4 protein-coding genes are annotated in these 6,750 nt (G+C 43.0%); 2 read left to right on the forward strand and 2 right to left on the reverse strand.

Going from position 1 to position 6,750, the window contains the following annotated elements:
• Positions 1–207: 207 nt before the first annotated feature.
• Together pta and O9300_RS02870 are read right to left on the reverse strand one after the other, a co-directional pair.
• Complete coding sequence (gene pta, locus O9300_RS02865) at positions 208–2,304, reverse strand: phosphate acetyltransferase (RefSeq protein WP_287969927.1); 2,097 nt, start codon at positions 2,302–2,304, stop codon at positions 208–210.
• A gap of 462 nt (positions 2,305–2,766) precedes the next feature.
• On the reverse strand, positions 2,767–4,563 hold the full coding sequence (locus O9300_RS02870; protein ID WP_287969929.1) for an N-acetylmuramoyl-L-alanine amidase family protein: 1,797 nt from the start codon (positions 4,561–4,563) through the stop codon (positions 2,767–2,769).
• 260 nt (positions 4,564–4,823) lie between these two features.
• Here O9300_RS02870 and O9300_RS02875 point away from each other — a divergent pair, with 260 nt between their 5' ends.
• Entirely contained in the window at positions 4,824–5,258 is a 435-nt protein-coding gene (locus O9300_RS02875) for a peroxiredoxin (RefSeq protein ID WP_002761836.1), read from the forward strand.
• A gap of 310 nt (positions 5,259–5,568) precedes the next feature.
• Complete coding sequence (locus O9300_RS02880; protein ID WP_159293577.1) at positions 5,569–6,573, forward strand: glycoside hydrolase family 10-like protein; 1,005 nt, start codon at positions 5,569–5,571, stop codon at positions 6,571–6,573.
• The last annotated feature ends 177 nt before the right edge of the window (positions 6,574–6,750 follow it).

A 6,750-nucleotide genomic window follows, 5' to 3' on the forward strand; every position in this document is an offset into this window, starting at 1 on the left:
CGGACAAGCTTTTCTGAACGGAACCCCCTAAGCCGAGTTTTCAAGGTGCTGTCCGCCCACTTGGTTTTCGAGACGGTCTTTTTAATTCTAACGTAAAGCCAACCTAGAACGGCGGGGTTTCCCACCCAAAATTTTCGATGAACAAATTTTACAGCCAATCGCTACCGAATACGGCTTGGTGAATATCGATTCTGAAATGACGATAACTCAAAAAGATTGGGATTGAATTGCTGTGATTACCACCGTATTGATAATATCGGGAACGGTACAACCGCGACTGAGATCATTGACGGGTTTTTTTAATCCCTGTAGGATTGGACCAATCGCTAAAGCTTTTGTTTCCCGCTGCACGGCTTTATAAGTATTATTCCCTGTATTCAGGTCAGGAAAAATAAACACCGTCGCTTGGCCCGCCACCTCTGACCCCGGCATTTTTTGGGCAGCTACTTCCTTATCCACGGCCGCATCGTACTGAATCGGCCCTTCTAGCTTCAAATCGGGGCGTTTTTCCCTAGCGATTTTGGTCGCTCGTCGTACTTTTTCCACGTCTTCTCCCTGGCCCGATTGACCCGAAGAATAGGAAAGCAGGGCGATTCGCGGCTCTATTCCGAATTTTTGGGCGGTTTCGGCAGAAGATAGGGCGATTTCGGCTAATTCCTCGGCACTGGGGTCGGGATTGACCGCACAATCCCCATAGACCAAGACCCGATCCTCTAGACACATAAAAAAGACCGAGGAGACGATCGCACAATCGGGCTTAGTTTTGATAATCTGGAGTGCAGGCCGAATCGTGTGTTGAGTGGTATGCACTGCCCCCGATACCATACCATCAGCATCGCCTTGATACACCATTAAAGTGCCAAAATAGGAGACATCCTGTGCATAATCCCGGGCCATGTCGAGATTCATTCCCTTGGCTTTTCTCGCTTCGTAGAGGGTCTGCACATAGCTTTCAAAATGGGGACTAGCCACGGGGTCAATAATTTGCAGGCGATCGAGATCGAGAGTGATACCATGTTTTTTAATCACCATTGCAATCTCGTCTGGTTGTCCCAAGAGGGTTAAATCGACGATATCCTGTTCGATTAAAACTGTGGCTGCCTGGAGGATGCGCGGTTCAGTACCCTCGGCCAAAACGATGTGACGTTTTTGCGCTTTGGCCTGTTGTACGAGATTATAGGTGAACATCTTCGGGGTAATCCCCTGGGTCCGCAAAGTGCGAATTTGCGCTTCTAGGCGATCGAGATTGATGTTACTGTGAAAAAGCTGCAGACTGAGGTTAATTTTATCGTAGTCCGTCGAGGTTAGGGTGGTTCGCACATCGTGGATGCGTTCGGCCGTGGTATAGGTATCGGTGGTGACGGAGAGAATCGGTAAGGGATCGGGCAAACCGTCAATTAAACGGGCGATCGAAGGATTGAGGTTATGACCTGCTGTTAAGACTATACCGGCTAATTGGGGATAATTGGCCGATTGGTGGGCCTGTAACATCCCGATAATCACATCGCCGCGATCCCAAGGGGTGATAATTAAACTATCTTCTTTTATCCGCTCTAGGGCATTTTGCATCTGCATGGCCACCACCAGAAAGTTACTAGCTAAACTATCTAATCTGTGCTGTCCGTAGAGAACTTTTGCCTGTAATTGTTGGGCGATTTCTGCTACTCGCGGGCTGCTCAGTTTGGCATTGTGGGGAATTACTCCTAGGGCATATTCTTGGGGGGGAAAAATTTTAGTCAGGCTTTTCCGTAATTCGTCTATTTTTTCCTCTTCAGCTTGATTGATAATAATCCCAATCACCGTACAACCTTTATCTTGGTAGGTGTCGCAGGAAATCAGGATCGGACTAAGGGCATCTTCGATACTGCGATTGTGGGCATTACCTAATATTAAGATGGGATGGCCGAGATTTTTGGCGATTTCTGTATTTAGTTCAAATTCAAAGGCGGAATTTTCTTGCAGATAATCGGAACCTTCACAGAGGATAAAATCATATTTATTTTCTAAGTTTTTAAACTTTTTGATAATTCTTTCAATGATTTCATCAAATTTTTGTTGTACCAATAAATCCTTAACTTCTTCGTAACATAAACCAAAGGCCTCTTCGTAGGTTTGTTCTAATTTAAAATAATTGAGGATTAAGTCAATGTCTTCATCCCGATGACCTTCGGAACAGTCGAGAACAATTGGCTGGAAAAAAGCAACTTTATTAGTTTTGCGGAGAATTAAGTCAATAATTCCTAAAGCTACTAACGCTTTACCGCTTCCCGTTGCCGTCGTGCTGATATATAAAGAGTTAGTCATGGGTAGAGCAGAATAATAACAGGAGTGGGATTTAATTGGGCTACCCCAACCTTGAGGTGAGCGATTGATCCCCCCTTAATCCACCCTTGATCCCCCCTTAATAAGGTGGTTTTGATCCCCCCTTAATCCCCCCTTAATAAGGGGGGCAGCGATCAAGTTGTCTATAAGGGTGTGAACTGTTGGCAAATTTTCAGTAAACTATCTTTATTTGTTGGCTAATCCAGAGATTTTTGTCCCAGAGCGATCGCTGTTTAAATATCTACTAGAGAGTGATGGACTATACCTTGTAATCTAGCAGTTATTTTGTCCGATTGCTGTTCACTGGTAACATTTTTTCCATGAACTTGATTTAATTTCCTCAGATTAAGATAAAAACTCCATAAAATCCTATCACGGGCTTTCCAGCTAGGGCTTGTTTTTCATAAAGATTTAAGCTTATCTCCCTCGGATTGCCATTAAATTTTAACTGGAAGCAATTACCCCAGATTGTTGAAACCATTGGCTAATTCCGGCGGCTAAAACTTGCGCTAATTGTTTTTGTGCCTGAGTATCGGTAATCCATTCAAATTCTTGAGGATTACTCATAAATCCTAACTCTAATAACAATGAAGGACTACTATAGGGACGAGTTAAAGCTAAATTATTCCAAAATACTCCATAGGAAGGACGATTAAGATTTTTGGTTAAATAATCGTGGAGAAAAACTGATAGATCCGCTGCCTGGGGATGATACCAAAATATGCCGATTCCTTGAGTATTTAAGGCATCTCCATCATCGGGTAAAGCATTATAGTGAACTGATATTGCTAGGGTTGGTTGCAGATTATTAATCATCTCTACTCGTGCCGGTAGGGATAGTTCGATGTCCGTTTCTCTGGTTAAATAAACTGTTGCCCCCAATTTTTCTAACTCCCGTTTAATTAATTTAGACATAACTAAATTAATCTCTTTTTCCGTGTAACCCGTTGGACCGACAGCACCAGTTTCTTTACCTCCGTGTCCGGGATCTAATAAAATAACTTTGCCCTGTAAATTATCACTTTTTTCCGGGGGATGACGCAGGGTTAAGATTAAATTTGTCCCCTGGTAACGAAGACTATAACCCCACTGTTGTTTTTGATTAAGATTAAAAGTGTATTCTATCGTGGTCGGGTTAATTTGTCGCCAATCTAAACGTCTGACTAAAGGATTATCCACCAGAAAAATTGTATCGGTTTGGGCAATGGTATTATAAAGAGTCAAAATAAATTTATCATCCTCTTGTGCCACGGCGATGGGTACAGGATGGGAGAGGGGAAAAATAATTTCCGTTGCTTGATTGATACTGCGAGAAGAGAGACCGCGAATATTAGCATTATCTAAGACCTCATTGACTATTAAACGGGTTTCTCGCTCTAAAATCCAACCACCATAATCTAACCGTAACCAATCCCCTTCTTTCCCGGTGACTCTCGCTTTCGTACCTTGGGGTAAAGGAGTTAAACGGGAATAATCACTACCCGGCCCCGTGCGCGCTACCCCTTCCGCAACTATAATTTCAATCACCGGTAAATTTTGATCGCTAATAATATTAATTTCTCCTTGACCTTGTTGACTAATCGATCGATTATTTAATTGTGCTGTAAAAATAGGTTTTCCTAAGTTAGCCTCTTGCTTAAACTGCTGACAACCTCGATAGTAACCAATTTTATCCTCAGACTTCGCTTGATTAAGATTAGTTAAAACTGCGGCATTACTAGGCAGTTTTGTGGTTTGAGGTTGGGGTAAAAGAGGCAGAATTTTATCTCCTAACTGCACAGAAACCTGAGCTTGGGGAGTGGCAATCGCACTAAAACAAATCCATTCCCCGACTAACCTCGTCCTATGGACAGAAGGACTGAGAGAGTTATCAGCAAAAGCTAATCCTTGGGGAATAACTGCTTGAGTATCTAGACGAATTATTTGACGATTAATAGTTTGGTTTTGATAGCGAATAGTGAAATTATTTTCGCCAACTTCTAGGGGAAAACTAGGGGCAAAATATCCTTTAGCACTGCGTTGAATCGGTTGATTATTGAGCAAAACTTGACCCGATGGAGGAGCAGAACCAATAAAAAATATTTTTGATGCCGTGGTTTGATGATTATCGGGAGGATAAACAATCATTAATGAGGTAGATTTAGCGCTGATGCTGTGATAAAAACCGATTAATAGCACTAAACCCCAACCAATTAAGATATTTTGCCCAAAAGTTCTCACTTTTAACCAGAATGTCCCCATATTATCCCCCTCTTAGCTGACAAATATTATCCTAAGACAAATTCTAGAGGTTTGTTGTTCGTCTTCTAAGCTGTACTGTATTTAAACTGCCTGTGGAAAATAGTCGTACAAATGCTCTGGCTCCCACTTCCCCACCCCCCCACTTCCCCACTTCCCCATCACCCTAATTCATAATTCATAATTCATAATTCCCACACCCTGTTTGTGACCCTCATCCCTTATGATCGATATAGATTAACTTTTGTAAAGGAATCGGAGTTATGGCTTTAACCGTTGGAACAATCGCACCGAACTTTACCACCACCGACGATACTGGAAAAACCGTTTCCCTGTCGGATTTTCAAGGTAAAGTCGTAGTTTTATACTTCTATCCCAAAGATGATACCCCCGGCTGCACCAAGCAAGCGCAAAGCTTCCGGGATAACTACGAACAATACCAAGACAAGGAAATAGTAGTCTTCGGGGTGAGCAGGGATGACCAGGGTTCCCATGCACAATTTAAAGAAAAATACGGTTTACCCTTCCAATTGCTCGTAGATACCGATGGTGCTATCACCAAAGCTTATGACGTCGATGGGGGTGGCTATTCTAAGCGCGTCACCTATATCATCGATGCAGAAGGCAAAATTAGCCATGTGGATGACAAAGTGAATACCGCTAGTCACGCATCGGATATTCTCTGCGTAGTCGGTTAATTTTCCCTAAAATCTTTTCTGGGTGTGTTAGGGGAGCCTAATACACCCGATACCCCAGTTCACTGATAATCAGTTTTTAATAAACGGATTTAGTATAACTAAATAGGTCTTGCTGATGATGAACTGAATATTAAAAATCGGACTAAAATAAGTGGGTGGGTGGAATTAAATATAAGATGAACGTAGGTTGGGTTGAAGCATGAAACCCAACGCCTGCATGGGTTACGCTACCGCTAACCCATCCTACAAATAATTTGGCCTCCCTACTTAATACTATTATCAAATATCTTGGTGGGATTAATCGGGAATCATGGTTAAGTTTAGCAAGTACCTAAAGAGGTTTGGGATTGTTGCTGGAGTGGCTTTTTTGTTGTTGGTTACTCACCGAGCGGCTCCCCGAAAGGCAGTGGAAAATGAGCAGATGAAGGGGGTTTGGTTAACCAATATTGGCACGATATTGTTACATCACACTACGTCCTTAGACGAGGTGTTAAATCATCTTTCGCGAGCGGGTTATGACCGGGTGTATTTTAGTGTTTATGGGTTTAGGGGAACGCTTTATCCGACTTCCCAACGTCCGACGAATTGGTTGTTTGTGCCGCCGTTGAGCAATCCCTGGAGGGCAGCGGTTAAGGAGTCTTTACGGCAGGGTTTGAAACCATTTGCTTGGTTTGAGTATGGTTTGATGTTATCCCCTAAGGATCCTATTGCCAAAAAGCATCCGGATTGGCTATTAAAAACGCCCGCAGGGAAGACGGTGGTGGAAACCAATGTCTGGTTAGATCCGGCGAATCCGCAGGTACAAGCCTATCTTTTGGGGAATATGGAAGATATTTTAAAAGAAAAAGATTTGGCGGGGATTCAGTTAGATGATCATTGGGCAGTTCCGCGTGTTTTTGGTAATAAAAGTCAGGCTTTAACGAATTTAACCCGCAAGTTGCACGATCATGTCAAGGCGATTAATCCCAAGTTGGTGGTGAGTCTTTCGCCTAATCCTCACTCTTTTGCGGTGAATAAATATAATCAAAATTGGTTGGCTTGGGTGCGTCAAGGGATTGTGGATGAGGTGGTCTTACAGATCTATCGGAAAACTCCCAATCAGGTGGCGGCAAGTCTTTCGGGATCGGGACTGGCGACAGCTTCCCGGTATGTGCCGGTGGGGGTGGGTTTATATGCAGGTTGGAATCCTGATTTTTCCTTAAAGGGTTTACAAGCTCAGGTGAGGACGGTGGAGCAGCAGGGTTATGGCTATTCGTTATTTTGTTGGGAGTTTGTCGTCATGCGTCATCTTTTTAATCATATTCCTCGGTTTTAATTGAGATGGATTGGTATCCAGCAACTTTTGTTCACTCGGGAGCATCTCACCTTTGCAATGAGCATAAATACTTAGTGGAAAAATAGGCTTTTCGAGGGTAATTCTTGTTTTAATTCTCCATGTACGCAGTCTTTAAAAGCCTCTATTTCGTTCCAAGACACGATTAAGAGTGGCTTT

It is taken from the genome of Microcystis sp. LE19-195.1E (assembly GCF_027532095.1).
Lineage (GTDB): Bacteria > Cyanobacteriota > Cyanobacteriia > Cyanobacteriales > Microcystaceae > Microcystis > Microcystis aeruginosa.

What these genes read in the sequence shown, in the direction of transcription:
- pta (WP_287969927.1), bottom strand. Translation starts at nt 2,304, where the DNA reads ATGACTAACTCTTTATATATCAGCACGACGGCAACGGGAAGCGGTAAA.
- O9300_RS02870 (WP_287969929.1), bottom strand. Translation starts at nt 4,563, where the DNA reads ATGGGGACATTCTGGTTAAAAGTGAGAACTTTTGGGCAAAATATCTTA.
- O9300_RS02875 (WP_002761836.1), top strand. Translation starts at nt 4,824, where the DNA reads ATGGCTTTAACCGTTGGAACAATCGCACCGAACTTTACCACCACCGAC.
- O9300_RS02880 (WP_159293577.1), top strand. Translation starts at nt 5,569, where the DNA reads ATGGTTAAGTTTAGCAAGTACCTAAAGAGGTTTGGGATTGTTGCTGGA.